The sequence below is a fragment of the Photorhabdus khanii NC19 genome, assembly GCF_000517265.1.
GTDB classification, from domain to species: Bacteria; Pseudomonadota; Gammaproteobacteria; order Enterobacterales; family Enterobacteriaceae; genus Photorhabdus; species Photorhabdus khanii.
The window spans coordinates 261,286-282,408 of sequence record NZ_AYSJ01000004.1 but is presented as its reverse complement, the minus strand read 5'-3'; the positions used below and the strand labels follow the sequence as shown (position 1 = coordinate 282,408).

Annotated in this window: 22 protein-coding genes; 10 read left to right on the top strand and 12 right to left on the bottom strand. The window is 43.7% G+C overall.

The features are described from left to right. Positions 1–3 precede the first annotated feature (3 nt). The 8 genes from PTE_RS05690 to PTE_RS05655 form a co-directional block, all read right to left on the bottom strand. Positions 4–1,230 (bottom strand): RtcB family protein, encoded by a 1,227-nt coding sequence (locus PTE_RS05690; RefSeq protein WP_110742798.1) that lies wholly within the window; start codon positions 1,228–1,230, stop codon positions 4–6. Between the two features lie 917 nt (positions 1,231–2,147). Further along, positions 2,148–2,675 (bottom strand): GNAT family N-acetyltransferase, encoded by a 528-nt coding sequence (locus PTE_RS05685; protein ID WP_036843960.1) that lies wholly within the window; start codon positions 2,673–2,675, stop codon positions 2,148–2,150. Further along, positions 2,672–2,914, bottom strand: coding sequence for a type II toxin-antitoxin system TacA family antitoxin (locus tag PTE_RS05680; RefSeq protein ID WP_207626848.1), 243 nt, complete (start codon positions 2,912–2,914; stop codon positions 2,672–2,674). Before PTE_RS05680 ends, PTE_RS05685 begins: the two co-directional genes overlap by 4 nt. A gap of 138 nt (positions 2,915–3,052) precedes the next feature. Then, positions 3,053–4,807, bottom strand: coding sequence for an acetyl/propionyl/methylcrotonyl-CoA carboxylase subunit alpha (locus PTE_RS05675; protein WP_036844323.1), 1,755 nt, complete (start codon positions 4,805–4,807; stop codon positions 3,053–3,055). Positions 4,808–4,842: 35 nt separating this feature from the next. Beyond that, complete coding sequence (locus PTE_RS05670; protein ID WP_036843955.1) at positions 4,843–6,456, bottom strand: 5-oxoprolinase subunit B/C family protein; 1,614 nt, start codon at positions 6,454–6,456, stop codon at positions 4,843–4,845. 56 nt (positions 6,457–6,512) lie between these two features. Further along, the gene (locus PTE_RS05665; protein ID WP_036843953.1) at positions 6,513–7,283 is read right to left on the bottom strand and encodes a LamB/YcsF family protein; all 771 of its coding nucleotides are present in this window, start codon (positions 7,281–7,283) and stop codon (positions 6,513–6,515) included. Between the two features lie 94 nt (positions 7,284–7,377). Continuing rightward, complete coding sequence (locus PTE_RS05660; RefSeq protein WP_036843952.1) at positions 7,378–8,394, bottom strand: DUF979 domain-containing protein; 1,017 nt, start codon at positions 8,392–8,394, stop codon at positions 7,378–7,380. Beyond that, a complete protein-coding gene (locus PTE_RS05655) occupies positions 8,394–9,122 on the bottom strand; it encodes a DUF969 domain-containing protein (protein WP_036843950.1) in 729 nt (242 codons plus the stop codon). The genes PTE_RS05660 and PTE_RS05655 overlap by 1 nt, the downstream gene beginning before the upstream one ends. A gap of 415 nt (positions 9,123–9,537) precedes the next feature. Between PTE_RS05655 and def the strand changes: the two genes are divergently transcribed. Together def and xreR1 are read left to right on the top strand one after the other, a co-directional pair. Continuing rightward, positions 9,538–10,044, top strand: coding sequence for a peptide deformylase (def, locus tag PTE_RS05650; protein ID WP_036843948.1), 507 nt, complete (start codon positions 9,538–9,540; stop codon positions 10,042–10,044). 253 nt (positions 10,045–10,297) lie between these two features. Further along, complete coding sequence (gene xreR1, locus PTE_RS05645; RefSeq protein ID WP_071992945.1) at positions 10,298–10,534, top strand: cell morphology transcriptional regulator XreR1; 237 nt, start codon at positions 10,298–10,300, stop codon at positions 10,532–10,534. 146 nt (positions 10,535–10,680) lie between these two features. Here xreR1 and xreR2 read toward each other — a convergent pair whose 3' ends face one another. Continuing rightward, positions 10,681–10,890: a cell morphology transcriptional regulator XreR2 gene (gene xreR2 / locus PTE_RS05640; protein ID WP_036844321.1), complete on the bottom strand. Its 210-nt coding sequence runs from the start codon at positions 10,888–10,890 to the stop codon at positions 10,681–10,683. 217 nt (positions 10,891–11,107) lie between these two features. Between xreR2 and PTE_RS05635 the strand changes: the two genes are divergently transcribed. Both PTE_RS05635 and PTE_RS05630 read left to right on the top strand, forming a co-directional pair. After that, positions 11,108–11,275, top strand: a complete 168-nt coding sequence (locus PTE_RS05635; RefSeq protein ID WP_036843944.1) for a helix-turn-helix domain-containing protein — start codon at positions 11,108–11,110, stop codon at positions 11,273–11,275. A 53-nt stretch (positions 11,276–11,328) separates the two neighbouring features. After that, positions 11,329–11,925: a hypothetical protein gene (locus PTE_RS05630; protein ID WP_036843942.1), complete on the top strand. Its 597-nt coding sequence runs from the start codon at positions 11,329–11,331 to the stop codon at positions 11,923–11,925. A gap of 58 nt (positions 11,926–11,983) precedes the next feature. Here PTE_RS05630 and PTE_RS05625 read toward each other — a convergent pair whose 3' ends face one another. Beyond that, a complete protein-coding gene (locus PTE_RS05625; RefSeq protein WP_051477208.1) occupies positions 11,984–13,180 on the bottom strand; it encodes an aspartyl protease family protein in 1,197 nt (398 codons plus the stop codon). A gap of 432 nt (positions 13,181–13,612) precedes the next feature. Beyond that, a complete protein-coding gene (gene uriH, locus PTE_RS05620) occupies positions 13,613–14,563 on the bottom strand; it encodes a uridine-preferring nucleoside hydrolase UriH (RefSeq protein ID WP_036843940.1) in 951 nt (316 codons plus the stop codon). A gap of 265 nt (positions 14,564–14,828) precedes the next feature. Between uriH and PTE_RS05615 the strand changes: the two genes are divergently transcribed. The 6 genes from PTE_RS05615 to PTE_RS05590 all read left to right on the top strand — a co-directional run bounded on the left by PTE_RS05615 (position 14,829) and on the right by PTE_RS05590 (position 20,939). Further along, entirely contained in the window at positions 14,829–15,584 is a 756-nt protein-coding gene (locus PTE_RS05615) for a response regulator transcription factor (protein ID WP_036844316.1), read from the top strand. A gap of 108 nt (positions 15,585–15,692) precedes the next feature. Further along, positions 15,693–16,994 carry an NAD(P)/FAD-dependent oxidoreductase gene (locus PTE_RS05610; RefSeq protein WP_036843939.1) on the top strand — a complete coding sequence of 434 codons (1,302 nt, stop codon included), beginning with the start codon at positions 15,693–15,695 and terminating at the stop codon, positions 16,992–16,994. 73 nt (positions 16,995–17,067) lie between these two features. After that, positions 17,068–17,436, top strand: a complete 369-nt coding sequence (locus PTE_RS05605) for a cupin domain-containing protein (protein ID WP_036843937.1) — start codon at positions 17,068–17,070, stop codon at positions 17,434–17,436. 33 nt (positions 17,437–17,469) lie between these two features. Next, complete coding sequence (locus PTE_RS05600; protein WP_036843935.1) at positions 17,470–18,963, top strand: aldehyde dehydrogenase family protein; 1,494 nt, start codon at positions 17,470–17,472, stop codon at positions 18,961–18,963. Positions 18,964–19,238: 275 nt separating this feature from the next. Further along, positions 19,239–20,012: a type IV toxin-antitoxin system AbiEi family antitoxin gene (locus PTE_RS05595; RefSeq protein WP_036843934.1), complete on the top strand. Its 774-nt coding sequence runs from the start codon at positions 19,239–19,241 to the stop codon at positions 20,010–20,012. 9 nt (positions 20,013–20,021) lie between these two features. Next, positions 20,022–20,939 carry a nucleotidyl transferase AbiEii/AbiGii toxin family protein gene (locus PTE_RS05590; RefSeq protein WP_036843932.1) on the top strand — a complete coding sequence of 306 codons (918 nt, stop codon included), beginning with the start codon at positions 20,022–20,024 and terminating at the stop codon, positions 20,937–20,939. On the opposite strand, the gene PTE_RS26350 is transcribed toward PTE_RS05590, so the two are convergent. Continuing rightward, positions 20,850–21,123: DUF4172 domain-containing protein (locus PTE_RS26350; protein ID WP_280739719.1), on the bottom strand; the 274-nt coding region annotated here is incomplete at its 5' end. The genes PTE_RS05590 and PTE_RS26350 overlap by 90 nt on opposite strands.

Genomic DNA, 21,123 nt, shown 5'->3' with positions numbered 1-21,123 from the left:
TGATTATCCTTTTACGCAAACCACTTGACGCAGGGTGTGAACGATTTCTACCAGTGAAGACTGAGCGGCCATTACCGCGTCAATGTCTTTGTAGGCCATCGGAATTTCGTCGATGACGTCGCTATCCTTACGGCATTCCACATGTGCTGTCGCGCGCTTCTGATCTTCTATCGTAAAGCGTTTTTTCGCTGCCGTACGGCTTAATACCCGCCCTGCACCGTGACTACATGAGCAAAAACTCTCTTTATTCCCCAGTCCACGTACAATAAAGCTTTTCGTGCCCATAGATCCCGGAATGATGCCCATCACTCCTTTGTGTGCGGCCACAGCGCCTTTGCGCGTCACCAGTACGTTTTGGCCGAAGTGTTGCTCCTGTTGCACGTAATTGTGGTGACAATTTACCGCTTCCATCATGGCAGTGAACGGTTTTGTAATCACTGTCGCCAGTGCTGCCACTGTATGTTGCATCATGACTTCACGATTATGGCGGGCGAAGTTTTGTGCCCAACCGACAGCTTCCATATAATCGGCAAAGTGACGGCTGCCCTCTTCGAAATAGGCCAGATTGCGATCAGGCAGATTAGCGATATGTTGTTTCATATCCTGTTGGGCAAGGGTAATAAATAGGTTGCCAATGGCATTTCCTACGCCACGTGAACCGCTGTGCAGCATCACCCATACTCGGTCGGATTCATCCAGGCATAGTTCGATAAAGTGGTTGCCGGTACCTAGTGTGCCTAAATGTTGATGGTTATTGGTTTTCAGTAATTGTGGGTATTTATCGGTCAAGTGCTTAAAGCCTGCCTGCAATGTGCTCCAGTGGTGATCGACGGTTTCTGGCGGTTTTTGCCAAGAGCCTTTATCATGGCCGGTATGGTTTACGGCACGGCCGTGTGGCACGGCGATTTCAATAGCGTGGCGGATAGCATACAGGTTGTCCGGTAAATCTTTGGCGTTCAATGAGGTACGTACCGCCATCATTCCGCAGCCGATATCTACGCCTACTGCGGCTGGAATAATCGCCCCATATGTTGGGATTACGCTGCCGATGGTTGAGCCTTTACCAAGATGTACATCAGGCATAACTGCCAAATGGCTGAATATAAAAGGCATTTTTGCTGTGTTCAGTAGTTGTTCACGAGCATCTGCTTCTACTGGTACGCCATGAGTCCACATTTTTACGGGTGCGCTGTTTGGTGCAGTCATCAATTCGTAATCGTTTGTTCTCACATTGTTCTCCTGGTTATTTACCCATTTTATCCGTCACTACTACTATAATTTAAAGTAATTAATATTTTCCCCTTTTTAATCAATGCTTCTAAATTTACTTTCATATTAATTTCCTTATGAATCATTGAGAAATATTGTAAATAAAAATTTTATTATACTATTAATATATTGTTGCGCTTAATGAAAAATGCAATTATTTTATTGAATAATATTGAAATTGTGATGCCAATCTATATAAAAAGGTATTGTGAAAAATTATATGTGAATTTATTAATAATGTTTAAATTGTCTGTGGTTACGATTAAAGATAAAATATAAAACCATTAAGTGATTATATAATGTTGTTATTGGAATGTTATTTTATTTACTATTAAGTGAGATGTTGGTAAATATATGGCTAATTACTGTGTGGAATGATATGTTTAATTTTTGTCAAAATATGTTTAATATCTCTTTGTAAGTTGATTTTTATTGTGGTTAAATTGAAATTATAAATTTTATTTAATGTTTTTATTGAAAGTGTCAGGATGTACAATATATGGCCCCTAATGTTTTTATTAATTTATTTGTGGTTAATTTTTATTAATATCAGTATCTTATGATTTTTTTGATTGCGAGGTGACTTTTTGTGATTTGTTTTTATTTTTTTGTGAATAATATTACATATTCGGTAATTTATAACGCATCAATAATTTATTATTATTTAAATACACATTGGAATAATAACGAATTATATTCTGTTTTTCGATGATTATTTTATTTTTAATGTTCATAAAAATAAAATATATCCTCTTAATCATCATTTATGTAATTATACATTATCTTTTTGTTATTTATAGTTCCCGGCATTTTTTAGCCTGTTTACCTATTTATTATTAAGTGTAATAGCCGCTTGATTTATAATTTAAGTATATAGTTTAAAAAATTTGAGAAATCGTTTTCATGGGTAAGAATAAACGAATTTTATTGTTTTGATTGCATAAAAGCTCAAAACCATATTGAGAATAAAATGTCTGAGCAGCATCATTTAGGCAGTCAACAATTACCGCATACGCAGGCATATGATGATTAATTTCCCAAAGGTATTCGAGTGATTTTATAAGAGTAATTTTCCCTAATCCCTGACCATGATAAGTTTTATGTACAGCTAATTGAGCTAATAAAAATACAGGTATGGGGTAATGTGGTAGTTTCTTTGCTTGTTCCTTCGAAAGCGTATCTCTTTCAATAGAACTTGGCGCTACACAATAAAATGAACAAATGGGATAAAGCTGATTTGGTAAAGCCGTCGTGGCAGGTAAAACCATTGTACGGCTGATACCTGCCTGCATGTGCTTTGCTGACTGAGTTTTAATGAAAGTGTTGAGTTCATACTCGCCACAATCAAAGGTTAAATGATCATGCGTTTTTTTATTTAGCTCAATGAATGACTTAGACCAGATCACTTGACTTCCTGCTCTTTAGTAAAGGCAACTGCGTTTAATAATGCTTTATTCGGTTTTTTAGCCTGTTCGCAGGCATTGACGAAATGATCAAAAATATCACCTTTAATAGTCATTCTTTCGTATTCAGACATGACTTGATTAGCATCTCTTTGCATCAGGTGTACAACATACTCTGTCAGGCTTTTCATACCTAATAGTGCAGATGATTTCTCTGCTTCTGATTTAATCTCTTCATCCAGACGAAATCTAATCTTGCTGTAACCATAATTTTCTATTTTTTTAGATTGTACGGAGAGTTTCCGTACAATATGGATTATTGGGCAATGTGAGTGTAGTGTTAAGTTAGCTTCTTGGAAATTAACCTGACAGTGTCATGACTAACTTCCACCATTAATACTCGCCAGCACACTTCCCGACTGTTGATAAGAGTTTTCCTCCGCATGGATAACAATTTTCCCAGAACAATGTGCGGTCAGTTGTGTTTCCATCTTCATGGCTTCCATCACAGCGATGACATCACCTTGTTTGACTTCATCGCTTTCCTGCACATACCAGGATTGTAAAACCCCGGAGATGGGGGCTAATACATGATGAGGCGCTGTAATTATGCCCTCAGCTTCACTACCTTTATCCTTGGTAACAGAATTTTGCCCAAGATTAGATAATGAAAGCCCTTCTAATAATCCGGCAGGTAGCCCCAGTTCGTGCCGACGGCCATCAATTTCAATAAAAGTGCGTGTTATCTTTTCTTGAGAGTGATTTTCCTGGCGCGGAACCATTTTTACATCATTGATAAAGTCGGTTTCGATCCAACGTGTATGAACTTTGAATGTGTTATCAGAAATGAAATCGGGATGTTCTATTACTGCCCGATGAAAAGGCAGCACCGATGCAAGACCTTCAATATTGAACTCCTGTAATGCACGCCGCGCTCTGGCAATAGCTTGTTGGCGTGTTGCTCCGGTGACGATCAACTTAGCCATCAGCGAATCGAAGGTTCCGGGAACGATGGAACCGGCCACTACGCCGGAATCTAATCTTATTCCAGGGCCGGAAGGCGGCGAAAATAGTGTCACTGTTCCCGGTGCGGGCAAAAATCCTTTACCCACATCCTCTGCGTTAATACGAAATTCAAAGGCGTGCCCCGATGGAATTGGCGTTGCTGTCAATGATAAAGGTTTACCTTCAGCAATCCGGAACTGCTCTATCACAATGTCGATAGCTGTGGTTTCCTCGGTTACAGGATGTTCGACTTGCAAGCGAGTATTCACTTCCAGAAATGAAATAGTTCCGTCTGCACTGAGCAGAAACTCCACCGTACCTGCCCCGGTATAACGGGCTTCGGTACAAATATCCTGTGCTGCCTGATGAATACGCTGGCGCTGATTATCGGTCAGGAAAGGGGCTGGTGCCTCTTCCACCAGCTTTTGATTGCGCCGTTGCAGTGAACAATCACGTGTGCCAAGTACCACCACATTGCCGTGTTTATCAGCCAGGATTTGAGCTTCAATATGACGAGGTTTATCCAGAAACTGTTCGATGAAGCATTCTCCACGGCCAAAGGCTGCGGTTGCTTCACGAACTGCTGAATTATAGAGTTCGGTTACCTCATCCAAACGCCACGCGACTTTCATGCCACGTCCACCGCCGCCATAGGCCGCTTTGATTGCAATTGGCAGACCATGTTCTTCTGCGAATGTCAGCGCTTCCTCTGCGTTTTTCACCGGTTCTTCTGTCCCTGAGACCAGTGGCGCGCCTACGCGTTGGGCAATTTTACGTGCTTTAACTTTGTCACCCAGAATATCAATTGTCTCTGGTTCAGGACCAATCCAGATTAACCCGGCATCAATGGCCGCACGGGCGAATTCTGCCCGTTCGGACAGGAATCCATAACCTGGATGTATCATGCTGGCACCTGAACGTTTAGCAATATCCAGCAGGTGGGGAATATTAAGGTAAGTGTCAGCGGGGCTGTTTCCTCCTAAACTGTAAGCCTCATCAGCCAGTTGTACATGGTGCGCATTGATATCGGAATCAGCGTAAACGGCAATGGAGTGTAAACCATAATCCCGGCAGGCACGGATGATACGGACGGCAATTTCACCACGGTTAGCGATTAAAACTTTTTTCATATGGTTTTCTTTATTATTCAAAGTCATTGTAGTACTCATAAGTCGTAATCACTCCCTTTTATTTCGTGAAATTCACTGATTGGGTTGAAGCGGATACGGGCATTGACGGGAATTTGCCCGGCAAGATCAAGATGGTAACTGGCAACTGAACCAATGACTGGATAGCCACCGGTCAAAGGGTGATCTGCCAAAAACAGAACCGGTTGCCCACTGGCGGGAACTTGAATGGTGCCAGCGGAAGTTCCCTCACTGGGTAACTCTTCATGGTTAAAGCGCGATAACGGTATGTCTCCATTCAGGCGAATACCTACCCGGTTAGATTGTGGTGTGACCTGCCAGAGCTGGTTTTGTAACAGGGACAGCGCTTCTGTTGTGAACCAGTCGGTACGAGGCCCCAGAATAATATCCAGTGTGATGATATCGTCAGCGGCAGGCATATTGAAAGCCGGGCTTTCGTCCATTGATACAGCGGAACCCCGCGTGACAGCAAGAATATCCAGAATATTGCCTGTAGCGATGGGTTTGGGGCCAATGTGCGCCAGCGTATCGTAAGAGAGGCTGGAGAGAATAGGCTTGTTGGCAAAACCGCCACGGACTGCCAAATAACAACGAACTCCCGCTTTGGGGGTGCCCAGCATCACTTTATCACCATCACTCAGATCAACAGGTTGGTAGCCATTAACCTGAAACCTCCGGCCAGATGCCGCTTGGACTGTGATTGGGCAGTCAGCGCCTGTGATAGCGATAATGACGTTGCCATGAGAGATGAAGCTTAATCCGCCTTCTATAATTTCCAGACAGGCGTTATCCGAAGGATTACCGACGATACGATTTGCACTTCGCAACGCTGTTTTATCCAGCGCGCCAGAAGAAGAAATGCCTAAACCCGCTTGCCCTGAACGCCCTAAATCCTGAAAAAGTGTTTGTATCCCGGTGGATAAGATTTCCAGTGATGAATGTTTATCAACCCGTGCAGGTATGTCGTCTTCTGGGTGAACAACAGGATTTTCGGGTTGGGTGACGGTGATTGTTGCGCCTTTGCCTTTATCTTTGAAACGTACTCGAAAGCCCGGTTGCAACAGGGAAGGGGGATAACGCGAGAGATCCCACATGCGTTCTGGTGTGGTGCCGATGATTTGCCACCCTCCTGGGCTGGCTTGTGGGTATATGCCACTGAATTCGCCTGCCAGCCCTACCGATCCCGCCGGGATGCGGGCTCTTGGTGTCATCCGGCGAGGAACACGCAAAAGATCAGAGTCTGCCACTAAATAAGCAAATCCAGGGGCGAATCCGGTAAAAGCAACAGTGTATTCACTTTCTGTATGTTGTTTGATGACTTCCTGTGTGGTGATACCAAGGATTTCAGCCACTTCAACCAGATCTTCACCATTGTAATACACTGGGATTTCAACGAGTTTTCCGGTTGTTTTATTCCGTGTATTCAGGTTGCGGCCACTGATTTCCCTGGCAAGTTTGACTGTGGAAACGACATTGGGACGAAATCGAATCAGAAGTGTTCTGGCTGCTGGAATAATTTCTTCTATGCCTGGAATTGGGCTGGCGTTAAGTGAATCAAATAACGCCAGGGTTTCATCCAGATCGCAAAGTTCGACAATAATGGCATTCAAATTAACAGGTAAAAAACGCACTAGGCACTCCTGAGCATGATAAGCGGCATATGTAAGAAGGCGCGTGATGCTAATGATTACTTACTGGTTTGAATAAAGGACTGTACGGTGATCCCGGCTTGTTGCAGGGTTATTTTCACCTGATGCGCCATTTCTACAGCACCGGGGCTGTCACCATGAACACAAATGGAGTCCGCTTGAATGCGTGTAAAACTGCCATCAATCGCATCAACACCCCCTTCGGTGACCAGTTGCAACATGCGTCGGGCGATCTCGTTGGTATCATGCAGTACCGCCCCTTTTTCCCGCCGGGAAACCAGAGTGCCTTGTGGCGTGTAAGCTCTGTCGGCAAAGGCTTCAGCAACAGTACGTAAGCCTTTTCCCCTCGCCAAATCTAAAATTCTTGAACCGGCTAATCCAACCAGCGCCAAGTTGTCATCCACTTCACGAATTGCTGTAATAACGGCAAGTGCCTGGTACTCATCGTTGGCAATGGTGTTATACAGTGCGCCGTGCGGTTTAACATAACTCACAGTAGTTCCTGCTGCTGTTGCCAGACCTTTCAGCGCACCAATCTGGTAAATAACATCAGCGATCAGTTCATTGCTGGAAATGTCCAGATTGCGGCGACCAAATCCAACAAGATCGGGATAAGAGACATGGGCACCAATAACTACCTGATTTTCATGGGCAGCTTTCAGGGTTTGAAGAATCCCGGCGGGATCACCAGCATGAAATCCACATGCTACGTTAGCACTGGTGACAATGTCCAACATGGCATTATCGTCACCCATTTTCCACTGACCAAAGCCTTCGCCAAGATCACTGTTTAAGTCGATAAATTTCATAAAATTATCCTCGATAAAATGATATTCAAAAATGCAGTGAGAAACCCAAGATGTTTACCCGCGCGGTAATCAGAACTGTTTTCATGTGATCCCCTTATAAAAACATCAAAAAATAGAGCATAAAAACGTTGGTAATCAACAGCATCGTTCCGGTGGGGATTTGTGCTTTAATGACCGCATTGCGATTTGGCAGTTCCAGCAAGGCGGCGGGAACGATATTGAAATTTGCCGCCATTGGCGTCATCAATGTACCGCAATAGCCTGAGAACATGCCAATGGCTGCCATAACAGCCGGATTACCGCCGTGTTGCAGTACCAGAATTGGAATACCTATCCCGGCGGTAACAATCGGGAAGGCGGCGAAGGCGTTGCCCATGACCATTGTCAATAACGCCATGCCGATCACGTATGTCGTGACGGCGATAAACTTGTTATCGACTGCCAGGTAGTTTTCAGTCAGATGAGAAATGGCGGTACCTACGCCTGCTACGGTAAATAAGAGTCCCAGCGTAGCTAATATCTGTGGCAGGATAAACGCCCAGCCGATAGCATCCAGCAAGCGACGTGCTTCTTGAGTTGATTGAGTGATGCCTTCACGTGTCATTTTCAACGCAATGCCGTATCCGGTTAAACAACCCACTGTCATGGAAAACAGTGTCACCAGCGTGGAATGGTTGCCGGTACCGAATAATGTCTGTTGTAGTCCAGGAACATGGTTAAATAATAGCACTCCCACCACAGTGACAATAGGAATCGCCAGTGCGGGAAGGAAGATACGATGGCCCAGGCGAGCGGCGCTTTCTTGTCGTTGCTGGGGTGTGCGCTGATGGTAGCTGCCGAGTCGCACACCGCCAAGACCGGCTATCAGCGCCATCAACACGACGATCAGTCCCACACAGATATGTAGCATTTTTTGAGCCTCAGCTTCGCTGCCTGCCCACAACTCCATCAGACGGTAGGTCCAGTCACCAACCAGAAACACGATTCCGTATAGCGCCCAGAATAAGCTGGTGGTCAGGCGGCGGGGGTTGGTGTGATCACGCAAGGACATCACGGCTACGGCTAACAGGATCACACCAGCCAGCCAGTAAAGATACTGTTGCTGAAACATTACTTTGCCTTCCTTTTGTTTTGGTTCATGCCATTCAAGGCTGCCAGCTCGTTGGCGATGTGGTGGTCAAGGCGGGATAAACGGAAAGCGTGGATCAGGAAGGCGCAGATAGCCGTAGGGATCCCCCACATGGCGATATGCAGTGGCTCCGTTTGGATGCCGCCAGACTCCAGCATGAAATTATGCATAAAGATGATTGCTCCAAAGGCGACGAAGATATCTTCACCGAAGAACAGGCCAACATTGTCGGTTGCTGCTGACATAGCACGCAGACGATAGCGCACATCGTCAGGCAGATCATGGTGGCGGTTTTCCGTCGCGCCTTCCACCATAGGGGCCAACAATGGACGCACCATTTGCGGATGCCCCCCCAGGCTGGTTAGGCCAAGCGCCGCTGTTACTTCACGAATGAATAGATAGACAATCAGCAGACGTCCGGCGGTTGCTGTTTTGATATTCTTAATCCAGTTCTGAGCCTGCTCTTTTAAACCGTGTCGCTCCAAAAGACCAATAGTTGCCAGTGGTAGCAGTAGGATCAATGGTAGATTTCGGGTATTAAGGAAGCCGGAACCTAACTTTTCCAGAATATTTGTGATTGGCATATGTGCCGCCAGCCCGGTGATGATTCCGGCGACAATCACCACCAGTACGGGGTTAAACCTCAGTAAAAAGCCGACTACAATGACCGCGATTCCAATCAGCGGCCATAGATTCACTATTTGTTGCATGTTGTGTTACCTCTGCATATAAAAATATCTGTTGTTATGTAGATAGTTACGCTTTTAGGGAGAGGAGCAGTCAAATTCAAACAATGCCACACTAAAGGGATCACTCAGCCCGAAAGTAGGATCAAATTACATGCCCCATAAAAAAATGTGAGTCAATAGCTTCTTGGTAAATTCAAGTGATATGCCATTAGTGCTATTTAGCCGCTTCAAAGGTGTACTGGATGATATGATATCGATTAATTTCTATCATAGAAAACATATCGCTTAAGGCGTAGTTACTACCTAATTCAGTATGAGAAGCGTACTAACTATATAAATCTAAAAACAAAGCAGCTTGGGTAGAGTAGCTTGACTGTGCGGTTTAACGCCGATTGAAAGCAATGACAGGCTGCTCGAATAGAGAGAATTATTTATCATGGCAACATTAGAAATATTGACTATTCCAGATGAACGACTGAGACAAAAATGTGTTGAAGTTACAAATGTTGAAGATATCCAAGGTCTTATCGATGACATGCTTGACACCATGTATAGCACTGAGAATGGGATCGGTTTGGCTGCACCGCAAGTTGGACGAAAAGAAGCGGTGGTGGTCATTGATATTTCAGCGAATCGAGATCAGCCCTTGATTCTGGTCAATCCAAAGATCGTTGAGAAAGAACGCAGTGTTATGGGGCAAGAAGGGTGTTTATCTGTCCCAGGGTATTACGCTGATGTAGAGCGGTTCGAAAAGGTAAAAGTTGAAGCGTTAAACAGGCATGGTGAATCCATTACGGTAGAAAGTGAAGATTTCCTGGCTATTGTGATGCAACATGAAATTGATCACCTTCATGGCAAGATTTTTATTGATTACTTATCACCATTGAAAAGGCAAATGGCGCTGAAAAAAATTAAAAAATATCAAAATAGCAGAGCATCTTAACCGGGTTTAAACCTAAGTAATCAAGGGGCAAAACTGAAATACCAATGTAATGTAGATTAAGTTTAGACAAGCCCCTTGAAGCATTTGGCTTTGTTGATATAACGCTGGGGGGCACGATTTATCAAAAGGAGAATTAACCCGTCATTTCTTCTTTAAACATAACTGGCTGTAAATCATATTAGTGACACGACTTATAGGAAAGCGTGACTTATAGTCCGTGGTTAGATAAGTAACATCGTTCGATACTTATCGGATGAAAAAGCCTAATACAATAAAATCCCTTTTTGGACAAAGAGTGAGACATATCAGACTGATATCTGGCATGTCTCAGGAAGCGTTTGCTGATAAATGTGGGCTTGATCGTACTTATATCAGCGGTATTGAACGTGGAGTCAGGAATCCCACGCTTGAAGTTATCAATGTTATTGCAAATGGTTTGCAGATTGAGTTGAAAGATCTGTTCGATTTGAGTATGGAAAAAAAGAGTTAACCGGCTTTATTTGCGCATCATGTGATGACTTTATTTGTTCCGCTATTTCCTTTCAGAAGATTTTATCTCAACGAGTGGTATGAAAGTATGTTGGAGTAGCTCATCTTATTGATTGATGAACTACTCCATTTTCGATCTACAGCCACTTACCGCATGTACCTCGAAGGCCATATCTCGGCAGGGTCGCAATCTAAAGCAGCTGCAATGAGCCGCTGCCCTTTGGGCCAACGGCGTTGCAAGGTATTGGCAAGGGTCGATGAGGCTAACCCTGCCTTTCTTGAAACTGCTGCTAACGATGTTCCTCGTTTTTTTAGTGCTGCGATGATGTCTGCTGGGTGCCAGTCCTGATTTTTCATCATTAATCCTCCACGCTACGGATAACTTTGATATGAAAAGATAAATCGTTACATAGTAGACTATAAGTCACATATGATAACATAACTTACCGTGAAAAGTGACTCATAGTCCGTGGTCTGATAAGTAACATAATTCGATACTTATTAGATGAAAAAGCCAAATGCTGTAAAATTCCTTTTTGGACAAAGAGTTAGGCATCTCAGACAGTCGTCTGGAATGTCTCAGGAAGCCTTTGCCGATAAATGTGGAATTGATCGTACCTATATCAGCGGCATTGAACGGGGGATCAGAAATCCTACGCTTGAAATTATCAATATCATTGCAAGTGGTTTGCAGATTGAGTTGACAGATCTGTTTGATTTCAGTACAAAACCAAAAAGCTAGCCGTACCTTTCCCCTTATTTCTTAGAGGTAAGTGTGATTGAGGAAATGTCAAGGTGAGTAAATTGCATAAAGGCATGAGTCAAGAAGCGTTTGAGAATGGTTATTTTTACGCAGCTGAACTGCGACAATTTGCTAAATCTTTGGGAATTACCCCCGATAACTTGAAAAAAAATGAGCTTGAGCTGCATATTCGGTCACGCTTGTTTGGTTATTCTGGTGATTTGCCGATTGCTATACCTAACAAAAGAGATCGGGTTGGTCGAGATTTACTCACCCTGAAAAGTTTGGTCATAAATTATGTGAGTGACAGACAAACGAAAAATTTCTTGCTAGAGCAGGTGAGCGGCCAATATGGGATATTACCGGATAAATCCGGCCAATGGTATTGGCTGAATCACTGGCGTAAGGCACAAATTGCTGATAATAACCAAATTACCTATGGCGATTTGATTGAACATTTGGCTTCTCTGAAAAGGCAAGCAGGGAGACTTCCACAGATCCCTTCCGCCCGTTTGAATAATTTTATTAGCGATTTCATTGCCGATCCGGAAAATGAAGGTAAAGGGAAAAAACAAGCGCTGGAAATATGGCAAGATCTGAAAGAGAAAAATTTACCTAAAACGTACCTTGCTTATAAACAGAATAAATAATCAACTGAGGAATAATTTATAAAGGGAGATTCAGGTTCTCCCTTTATAAATAGCATGATTAAATATTAATGACTTGTTGAGCGCCATTCCGTTCAATTTTTATTGTCAGTTTACCCGATGGTGTCTCTGACAACTGATTGCGAACATAGGTGATATTTTCAGGAAGGATTTTCTGGCCGTTGACTTCCAGCACAATATCACCATTTTCCAAGCCAAATTTCTTAATATCTTTTGGTTCGTTATAAAAGATTTCTACTTTGTTATCAAAATAGCGAACTGCGATAGTACGAAGGAATTTATTATCATAACGGGTAAAGTTTTTGGCGTTAAAACAGAGCAACATTTTATTGGGAATAAACAGATAGTCATCAAAACGTGAGAGGAAACTCATACCAAGATAGTATTGGTCATTTTTGTTTTCACTGATTCTCAGACGACCAACAGGCAGTTGTTGTAAATAAAAGCCGTCAATCAGGTACTCTTTCCCACTAGCAAGCCCACTGGCGGAGGCGTATTTAACATTGATTCCTTCAGAAATTTTATCTCTATGCTCTTTTTTTAGATATGCGATAAATTCCTGAGAAACATAGCTGTAATCGGCCCCGGTATCTATATTGAAAATAACGTTAGAAACCTGGATAGCGGGAGATTTACCGTAACTGTCACTATAAGGTTCACATTGCTGATAATTGAGGATTGAAGGTGCATGGTGCCATACTGTCAGAGTGTGGTTTAAGTTATTTACTTCCCAGTTTAACTGGCGGAAAGTATCAATCCCAAGGATACCATCTAGCTTCTGACCAATGGATTGATTGAAAAGATTTATATCAATGCCAATCCAGGGATCAGAAGCCGGCACACTATAATTACCGATGGTAAGAGCAAGTGGTTGCCATAATGTCAGATCATCTTTGTGTAATCGCTTTTCACTGGTGGTCAGTAACCCATCGGATAGCATGTGATGGAATGTCGCCGGTATGTTTGATTCTGGCGTGATTTGGGTCAGTGTCTTAGCCAGTTTATTATCGATGAAGGTATAACTGGCCCCGGTATCCAGCAGGAATTGATATTTTTTACCGGAAATAGTGACGGGAATGATGAGCGCTGTAGGTTGATGGATATTCAGTTTGGTAGAGAGTACCGGCTTGTTTTCTTCGGAAATATGGCTTTTTTCTATATGACTACAGCCAGTAATTAGTGTCAGTAAACTCGTGGTGATAAGTGCCTGGCAGGTTATTTTTCCCTGTTTTTTCATAATATTGTATTCCTTTTCTGATGTGTGAATGAACGTATATGAACCAATAGAAACTCAACATGGTGTACTGGAAGCTACGAAATGTAGTGGTCTGACGTGGCATAAGTGCGTGTTACCAATACCGGTTAGCTTTGTTTCGAATATTATTATCCGCTTCTTTGTTAAAACCAAAGGTAAACAATCACATCATTATACTTGATTGGCATGAAATTCAGTCAGTTATTGTTTAGTGACGACGGCTGTATTGTGGATTCCAGCGGTTATGAATTATCTGAGTGTGGTATTGGGTCGATGATTTGGAAAAATGCCAATGGGTTTAAATTATGTTTGTGCCTGGCACGCCGATATCCACTGCTTAAGATAGTATTGAAAGCCGTTTAGTTTAACTAACGGCTTTAATTACGACTCTTATGCCTGAGGTGATTTTCCACCTTAATCGCAGGTATCACCAATGTTGCTCAACGCATCAATGATCAATTGCCAGAATCGCTGTTGATCCAATTTGACTGCAACTTGGGTGTGGCAATCTTCTGGTCGTGGAAAACGGAAATCCACCACGGTCATACCGACGGTTAAGGTGCCGTTCAGTTCAATATTGACCGGCACTTTTTGTGTCGTCATCAACGTAGGGTCAATCACATAGGCGACAGCACAAGGATCATGTATTGGAGGGCAATTGAAGCCGTGTCTCTCCTCGTAACTTTTGCCGTAGAACTCCAGCATGTCCACGACAAACCGGGAAGCTTTGGTATTGATACGTGAAATTGCTTCCGTCACTTCTTGTGTGGCTCGTGCCTGATGTGTGAGATCCAGTCCGACCATCGTCAGAGGCCATTTTTCATTGAAAACAATATGTGCTGCTTCCGGATCAACTTTGATATTGAATTCTGCAACTGCACTTCTGTTAGCCGTGTGATATCCCCCTCCCATTAAAACAACTTCTTTTACCCGTTCAACGATCTGTGGTGCTTTACGGACAGCGAGAGCAATATTGGTCAGACTGCCGACAGGAACTAGTGTTACTGTTTTGGGGGGATGAGACATGATGGTATCAATGATCAGATCCGTCGCGTGACGGGGATCAAGCGTCCGTGAATGTTTCGGGAGTTTCACGCCTCCCAGACCCGATTCGCCGTGAATATCCGGTGCAGTTTCGAGATCACGGACCAATGGACGATGACAGCCTGCGGCAAAGGGCACTCCATTAATACCGCCAATATGCGCTATCGCCAGCGCGTTGCGAGTGACTTTATCCAGTGTCTGATTACCGGCAACCGTGGTGACGGCTAATAGCTCAATATCAGGATTACCCTGTGCCAGTAACATCGCAATGGCATCATCATGTCCCGGATCGCAATCAAGAATAATTTTCTTGGTGGTCATTTTTACTCCTTATCAGAGAAAGTGATATAAAAAATGAGAATAATCCAGTTAAAAAATCTATTCCGTGATGAGGTCTTAGGTCTATGTGAGGGTTCTCATAAATAATTAATAAAATGTTTCATAATTGTGATTTTATTAGCATATAAACAACAATTGAGTTGTATAACCAGTTTGAGTGTGATTTTTATATAGTTTCGCTATGGAATTGGCGGGCAATATCTACTTCGGATTTATTGTTAATTTCTTAATAATTGCGAGGGCTGGAATGGATATTCATGTGGATAGATTGTCAGCAGTGATTGAATCTGTGGCAACCAGTGAATTTTATCCTAATCTACTTAACTGGTTGGAACAATTTATTACCTTTGATAACGCCATTGTCTATGCCTTCGAGCAAGGCGCTCCTCCACGTTGTTTAAGCAAAGCAGAGAAGAAAAACAGCGATGCGGTAAACCAGATTTATCAACAGGGTGCTTATCTGCAAGATCCTTTCTATCAGGCTTTGATAAAGGGGGCTGAGACTGATCTGCTTACCTTACGGGAACTCGTTCCTACAGGATTTTATCATACTGACTACTATCTGAATTTTTATCGTAAAACCGGCTGGCGGGATGAAGCGGGCGTTTTGCTGAAACTCTCTCCTCAAAGGCAGCTTGGCCTGTTTTTTGGTAATGAAAATCAGCCATTTTTCATACAAAAACAGCACCAGAAAAGCCTGCGAACAGCGCTGGAAATTATTCGCAGTGTCGCCCGATTACACGGTGAAATGGTGCAGCAAGCCTCTTCTGCTGACATGGTTTATCTGGATACCCAGGCCCGTTATGCTTTAACACCAAGAGAATGTGAGATTGTTGAATTGATATTGCAAGGTAAAGGATCTCCACAGATTGCTGAGAAACTGTTTATCAGTACTGGAACAGTGAAAAACCACCGGAAAAATATTTATCAAAAACTGCAAGTCAGATCACAAGCAGAGCTGTTTAGCCTGTTTTTGACGTCTCCTGTGCGTTATTTCGCTTGAGTCACAATTGTTAATACAGTGTTGCAAATATCCCTAAAGGGACATGGTGATGTGACTCCGCACTACAGATAATCCGGTGATTATGTCAGATGCTAATTGGGGTATCACATGAACAATAATGTTGATTCATTAACTTATTATGCAACGACCAAGAAATATGATCTTCGTTTTCCGATATTAAAAGAAGATCTGGATGTGGATGTTGTCATTATCGGCGGTGGATTTTCCGGTATTAATACCGCGCTTGAACTGGCGGAAAAAGGCATCACCAATATTGCGATTCTGGAAGGGCGTCATCTTGGCTATGGTGGTACTGGCCGTAATGGTGGTCAGGTTATGGCGGGTATTGGTCATGATCTGGAAGTGATCAAGCGGCATGTTGGTGAAAAAGGGCTGGAGACGATCTTTAAGATCAGTAACCTCGGTGCCGGCATCATTCGTGATCGTATTGCGAAATATAACATTGACGCCGATCTTTGCCGTGGTTATGGCTATCTTGGCTTTAATCAGCGGCAGGAAAAAACGTTACGTGGCTGGCTGAAAGAGTTTCAGGCGGTTTCTCCTGATGAAGAGATTGAGCTGTATACCGGCTCTGATGTGAAAAAGGTTGTGGGTTCTGATGTCTATACCTGTGCGTTGAAGCATATGGGGGGCGGGCATGTTCACTCCCTGAACCTGTTATTGGGTGAAGCTAAAGCCGCGACAGAACTTGGCGTAAAAATCTTTGAGAACAGTCAGGTGTTGAATGTTGAATATGGTTCCAGGGTGACGGTTCGGACCTCGATGGGATCTGTTCGCGCTAATAAAATGCTGTGGGCTTGTAACGGTTTCCTCAATGGCCTTGAGCCTTACATCTACAAGAAGACAATTAACACTTATGCCTTCCAGCTAATGACGGAAGAATTATCGGATGATTTGATCAAGAAAATCAGTCCAATCCGTGGTGCATACAGTGATATTCGTCCGGTTATTGATTACTACCGGGTGACTAACGAAAACCGCCTGTTGTTCGGCAGTACAACACCTTTAATTGAACACATTCCATCGGATTTGAAGGCCTGGAACCGCCATTTGATGCTGAAGGTTTTCCCCTATCTGAAAGATGTGAAAATTGAATTGGCATGGGGAGGACCATTGTGCTGCAGCGCCAACCTGTTCCCGCAAATCGGCTCTTTGCCGCAGCATAATAATGTGTTCTACGTGCAGGGATATTCCGGCTTTGGGGTAACGCCAAGCCATATCGTTTGTAAGGTTTTGGCTGAGGGGATAAGTGAAGGATCTGAGCGTTATGACCTGATGAGTTCAATTCCTCATGCGAACATTGTTGGCAAAGATACATTGCGGCATCTGATGGTGTCGGCGGGCAAGATTTGGCATCAAACGTCAGGATACTGGAAAGGCCGCCGTTAATTTATTGAGATTTTAGGTATCAATAGCGTTCACTGAACGATTTATAAATTCTTTTATTTAAAGCGAGAACATCATGATTAAATCACTTTTACTGAACAAATCACTGCCTGAACTGTTGGACATTGGTAGCGTAAGCAATCTGGGTGCTACCGTGGTGGAAGGTGATCCGCAGGCAAGTATTGCAATGATATTTGGTGAACCGGCTGATAATCTGACTTGCGGTATTTTCGCCTGTACCCGTGGCAAATTCAGTATGGTGTATCCGTTTGATGAGCATGCAACCGTCTCGGAAGGCTCGGTAAAACTGACCGATGTGAAAACCGGTGAGACAGTTGAATATCATCCGGGGGATTCCTGGTTTGCCGCGAAAGGAACTGAAGTGTTGTGGGAAGTGACCGCAGACCGTTTTGTGAAGCATTATTTTTCTTGTATTAAAGGTTAAAAAGCACCTGTTTGATCAGAGGTAAGTTAAGTAATGAGTGATATAACCCTGTTACAGCAAGTTACGGCCTTTCTGCAACGCAATCATGGTCATTATATTCATGGTCAGTTAGTTGGTGGTCAGGGGAATGAAACATTTTCCGTGGTGAACCCTGCGACTGCTGAAGTGATTGCGACAGTGAATCAAGGCGGTGAAGCGGAAGTCAATGCGGCTATGCAAGCGGCACATGCTGCATTTCACGGTGTGTGGGCGCAAACTTCACCTATGGAGCGTGGTAACTGTCTGAATCGTCTGGCAGATTTATTACTGACACATCGGGAAGAACTGGCGCAATTGGAAAGTATTTGCTCTGGTAAAACTATCCAATTGTCCCGCATGTTGGAAATTGATTCTTCTGTTCAGTTCCTGCGTTATTTTGCCGGATGGTCAAGTAAGATCAGCGGTGAAACGCTGAATGTTTCTTTGCCCTCTTTTAAAGGTGAACAATACACGGCGTTTACCCGTCGTGAGCCGATTGGTGTTGTGGCGGGGATCATTCCGTGGAATTTCTCCATCATCGTTGCCATCTGGAAAATGGCGGCTGCACTGACCTGTGGTTGTACCATTGTGTTGAAACCAAGCGAATACACACCGCTGACAATGCTCAGGGTGGCTGAATTGGCAAAAGAAGCGGGTATTCCTGATGGTGTCATCAATGTGGTTAATGGTTCAGGTTCAGTATTAGGCCCTGCACTGATAGGTCATCCATTATGTGCCAAAGTAACTTTTACTGGCTCTGTGTCAACCGGTATTGCTGTGGGCCAATCAGCGATGGAACAGGGATTGACTCGCGTTACGTTGGAGCTTGGTGGTAAAAACGGTGCGGCATTTTTGTCAGATATGTCTGCTGAAAAGATTGTTGATGGTGTTCTGGAAGCGGGTTATCTCAATCAAGGGCAAATTTGTGCTGCGGCTGAACGTTTCTATATTCCTGCCAGCCGCATGGATGAAGTGTTGAAATTGTTGTCTGAAAGACTTGCTGCAATGAACATTGGTTCCCCGCTGGATGAATCAACGGAAATGGGACCGCTGGCGAACAAAGAGCACTATAACAAGATACTGTCCCTGTTTGACAAAGCCCGTCAGGAAGGCAGTGAAGTTGTTTATGGCGGTTATGCTCTGGAAGGACCTGGTTGCTTTGTGGTGCCAACCGTTATTCGTGCTAACAGCCCAGAAGATTCGTTGATGAAGGAAGAGACATTTGGTCCTGTAGGGACTTTCCTTAGCTATGACGACGAGGAAGAGCTGATTGGGTTGATGAACAGCACGCCATTTGGTTTAGCGGCGAGTTTGTGGACTAATGATCTGAGTAAAGCTATGCGTATGATCCCGCGTATTGAAGCTGGGACTGTTTGGGTCAATATGCATACATTCCTTGATCCGGCATTACCGTTCGGCGGTACGAAATCTTCAGGTATTGGCCGTGAATTCGGCAGTGCCTTTATTGAGTACTATACTGAATTGAAATCAGTTATGGTTCGTTATTAGATTTGGTGTTCGAATCAAAATAGAGAAGGCCCCTTGAAAGGGGCCATTGTCAACGCAAAATCGTCTTCGAACCAAATTGAAAACGTTATGATTACTTTGATAAGACGAATGGTCATATTCAACCCTTCAAAGGCAACGCAATAGTTTATAAAAATAGAAATATACGGCAATAACCGCCGCAAAAAATAAATATTCTAAACCATAAAAGAATCTGCTAGTTTATAAATTATGAAATATACGGCAATAACTGCCGCAAATTATGGATTTTATAAACTATGCTAAACATTGAAGCACGTCGACAGCTAAAAGAACTACTTCCTGTTGGTATGCTGGCTACTAAGCAATGGCTCGTTGCTCAAGGGCTTAACCTTCATTTTGTGGATAATGCTGTGCGTAGTAAAACACTTCTCCCTCTTGTTACAGGTGTGTTTAGTCAATTCAGCTGCCAGCTAAATTGGCAAGGTGTTGTTGCTTCATTGCAGCGTATGTCTAAAACACCTGTTCACCTTGGAGGGTTAACTGCGCTGGAAATAGCTGGGTTAGCTCACTACATCACCCGCTCCCATATCCGAACGGTTCACTTATATTCCAGTGGGCCGCTACCCCGCTGGCTGACCAGAGTGCCTTTAGATGTGTATTTTAAGGGACACCGGACTCAGGTGTTATGGCCGGAAAGTCTGATAGTTGATCCAACTTGGTTTAAGCAGGAACAATGGCTGGCGGGAATGCCTGCTCTCCAGTTCTCCTGTCCGGAGAGGGCTATCTTCGAAGTTTTGGTGGATGTGCCCAAAGCTGTCAGCTTTGAGCATGCTGAGCAACTAATGCAGGGATTATACAATTTGTCACCACGCAAACTTGATGCTTTGTTGCTGACTTGCTCCAGTATCAAGGTAAAGCGACTCTTCCTCTGGCTGGCAGAAAAGCATCAGCACACTTGGTTTAAGAAGTTGGAGCCCAAAAAGTACAACTTGGGGTCTGGCAAACGCGTCATTGCTAGCGAAGGGCGGTTGGATAACACTTGGTTTATCACTGTGCCTAAGGGGATGTAGGGAGAAACTATGGATCGCAACAGCATTTATTACCGACAAGTTCAGTTGTTATTGCAACTGTTGCCTTTTGTCGCCGAACAGGATTGCTTTGCCTTGAAAGGAGGTACCGCTATCAATTTGTTCGTTCGCAACTTGCCTCGGTTGTCGGTCGATATCGATCTGGTATTTCTGCCGATATTGCAACGTACAGAAGCCTTAACGGCGATCAAAATTGCTCTGAATAAGATTGCGGTTGCCATCCGGGCTGCTATGACAGACGCGGAAATTATCGAATCTTTCCGGGATAAAGACGATGCCTTGCGGTTGATTATAGGAAGATCAGGTGTTCAAATAAAAATTGAGTTGTCACCGGTTTTGCGTGGTACTGTGTTTGAACCAAAGGTAATGACAGTCTGTGAGGCTATGGAAGATGAGTTTGGTTATGCCGAAATTCAAATCATTTCCCACGCTGATCTCTACGCTGGGAAAATCTGCGCTGCGCTGGACAGGCAACATCCTAGGGATTTGTTCGATGTGAAATGGTTGCTGGATAACGAAGGCTTTACCGATGATCTTCGCAAGGCTCTGATCGTCTATATGGTGAGTCATAACCGTCCTATTGCCGAACTGCTCAGGCCCAGTTTCAAGGATATTACTGGTATCTATCGTGGTGAGTTTCTGAATATGGCGGAGCAGCACGTCGAACTGGCCGAATTGGAAGCTACACGAGAACGCTTGGTTGAGTTGATCAACGACTCTTTAACCGAACAGGAGCGTACTTTTCTGCTATCCTTCAAAAACCGGGTGCCAGACTGGTTATTGCTGGGGCTAGAAAATGTTGAACAACTGCCAGCCATCCTATGGAAACAGAGGAATCTGGCGAGGATGGGTACGGATAAACATGCTAAGGCGTACCAAAATCTGAGTCATGTACTTGGCGTCGATTGAGTTGACACTGTTGTTGGAAGCTACCTCTTTACCTGAATAGATTATGTTAGATAGAAGGTTATTAAGCGTTGCCTGTTTGGTGTCTTCATAATCAGATTTACCTAATAACAATCCTTGATTGAAATGTATGTCTCGCAGTAATGGTGCAATAGTGCTGGCATTCCAATGAAATTTAGTAAGACCC

Coding starts and splice junctions, on each gene's coding strand:
- PTE_RS05675 (WP_036844323.1), bottom strand. CDS start 4,807: ATGAAAAAAGTTTTAATCGCTAACCGTGGTGAAATTGCCGTCCGTATC.
- PTE_RS05665 (WP_036843953.1), bottom strand. CDS start 7,283: ATGAAATTTATCGACTTAAACAGTGATCTTGGCGAAGGCTTTGGTCAG.
- PTE_RS05660 (WP_036843952.1), bottom strand. CDS start 8,394: ATGTTTCAGCAACAGTATCTTTACTGGCTGGCTGGTGTGATCCTGTTA.
- PTE_RS05655 (WP_036843950.1), bottom strand. CDS start 9,122: ATGCAACAAATAGTGAATCTATGGCCGCTGATTGGAATCGCGGTCATT.
- def (WP_036843948.1), top strand. CDS start 9,538: ATGGCAACATTAGAAATATTGACTATTCCAGATGAACGACTGAGACAA.
- xreR1 (WP_071992945.1), top strand. CDS start 10,298: ATGAAAAAGCCTAATACAATAAAATCCCTTTTTGGACAAAGAGTGAGA.
- xreR2 (WP_036844321.1), bottom strand. CDS start 10,890: ATGAAAAATCAGGACTGGCACCCAGCAGACATCATCGCAGCACTAAAA.
- PTE_RS05635 (WP_036843944.1), top strand. CDS start 11,108: ATGTCTCAGGAAGCCTTTGCCGATAAATGTGGAATTGATCGTACCTAT.
- PTE_RS05625 (WP_051477208.1), bottom strand. CDS start 13,180: ATGAAAAAACAGGGAAAAATAACCTGCCAGGCACTTATCACCACGAGT.
- uriH (WP_036843940.1), bottom strand. CDS start 14,563: ATGACCACCAAGAAAATTATTCTTGATTGCGATCCGGGACATGATGAT.
- PTE_RS05615 (WP_036844316.1), top strand. CDS start 14,829: ATGGATATTCATGTGGATAGATTGTCAGCAGTGATTGAATCTGTGGCA.
- PTE_RS05610 (WP_036843939.1), top strand. CDS start 15,693: ATGAACAATAATGTTGATTCATTAACTTATTATGCAACGACCAAGAAA.
- PTE_RS05605 (WP_036843937.1), top strand. CDS start 17,068: ATGATTAAATCACTTTTACTGAACAAATCACTGCCTGAACTGTTGGAC.
- PTE_RS05600 (WP_036843935.1), top strand. CDS start 17,470: ATGAGTGATATAACCCTGTTACAGCAAGTTACGGCCTTTCTGCAACGC.
- PTE_RS05595 (WP_036843934.1), top strand. CDS start 19,239: ATGCTAAACATTGAAGCACGTCGACAGCTAAAAGAACTACTTCCTGTT.
- PTE_RS05590 (WP_036843932.1), top strand. CDS start 20,022: ATGGATCGCAACAGCATTTATTACCGACAAGTTCAGTTGTTATTGCAA.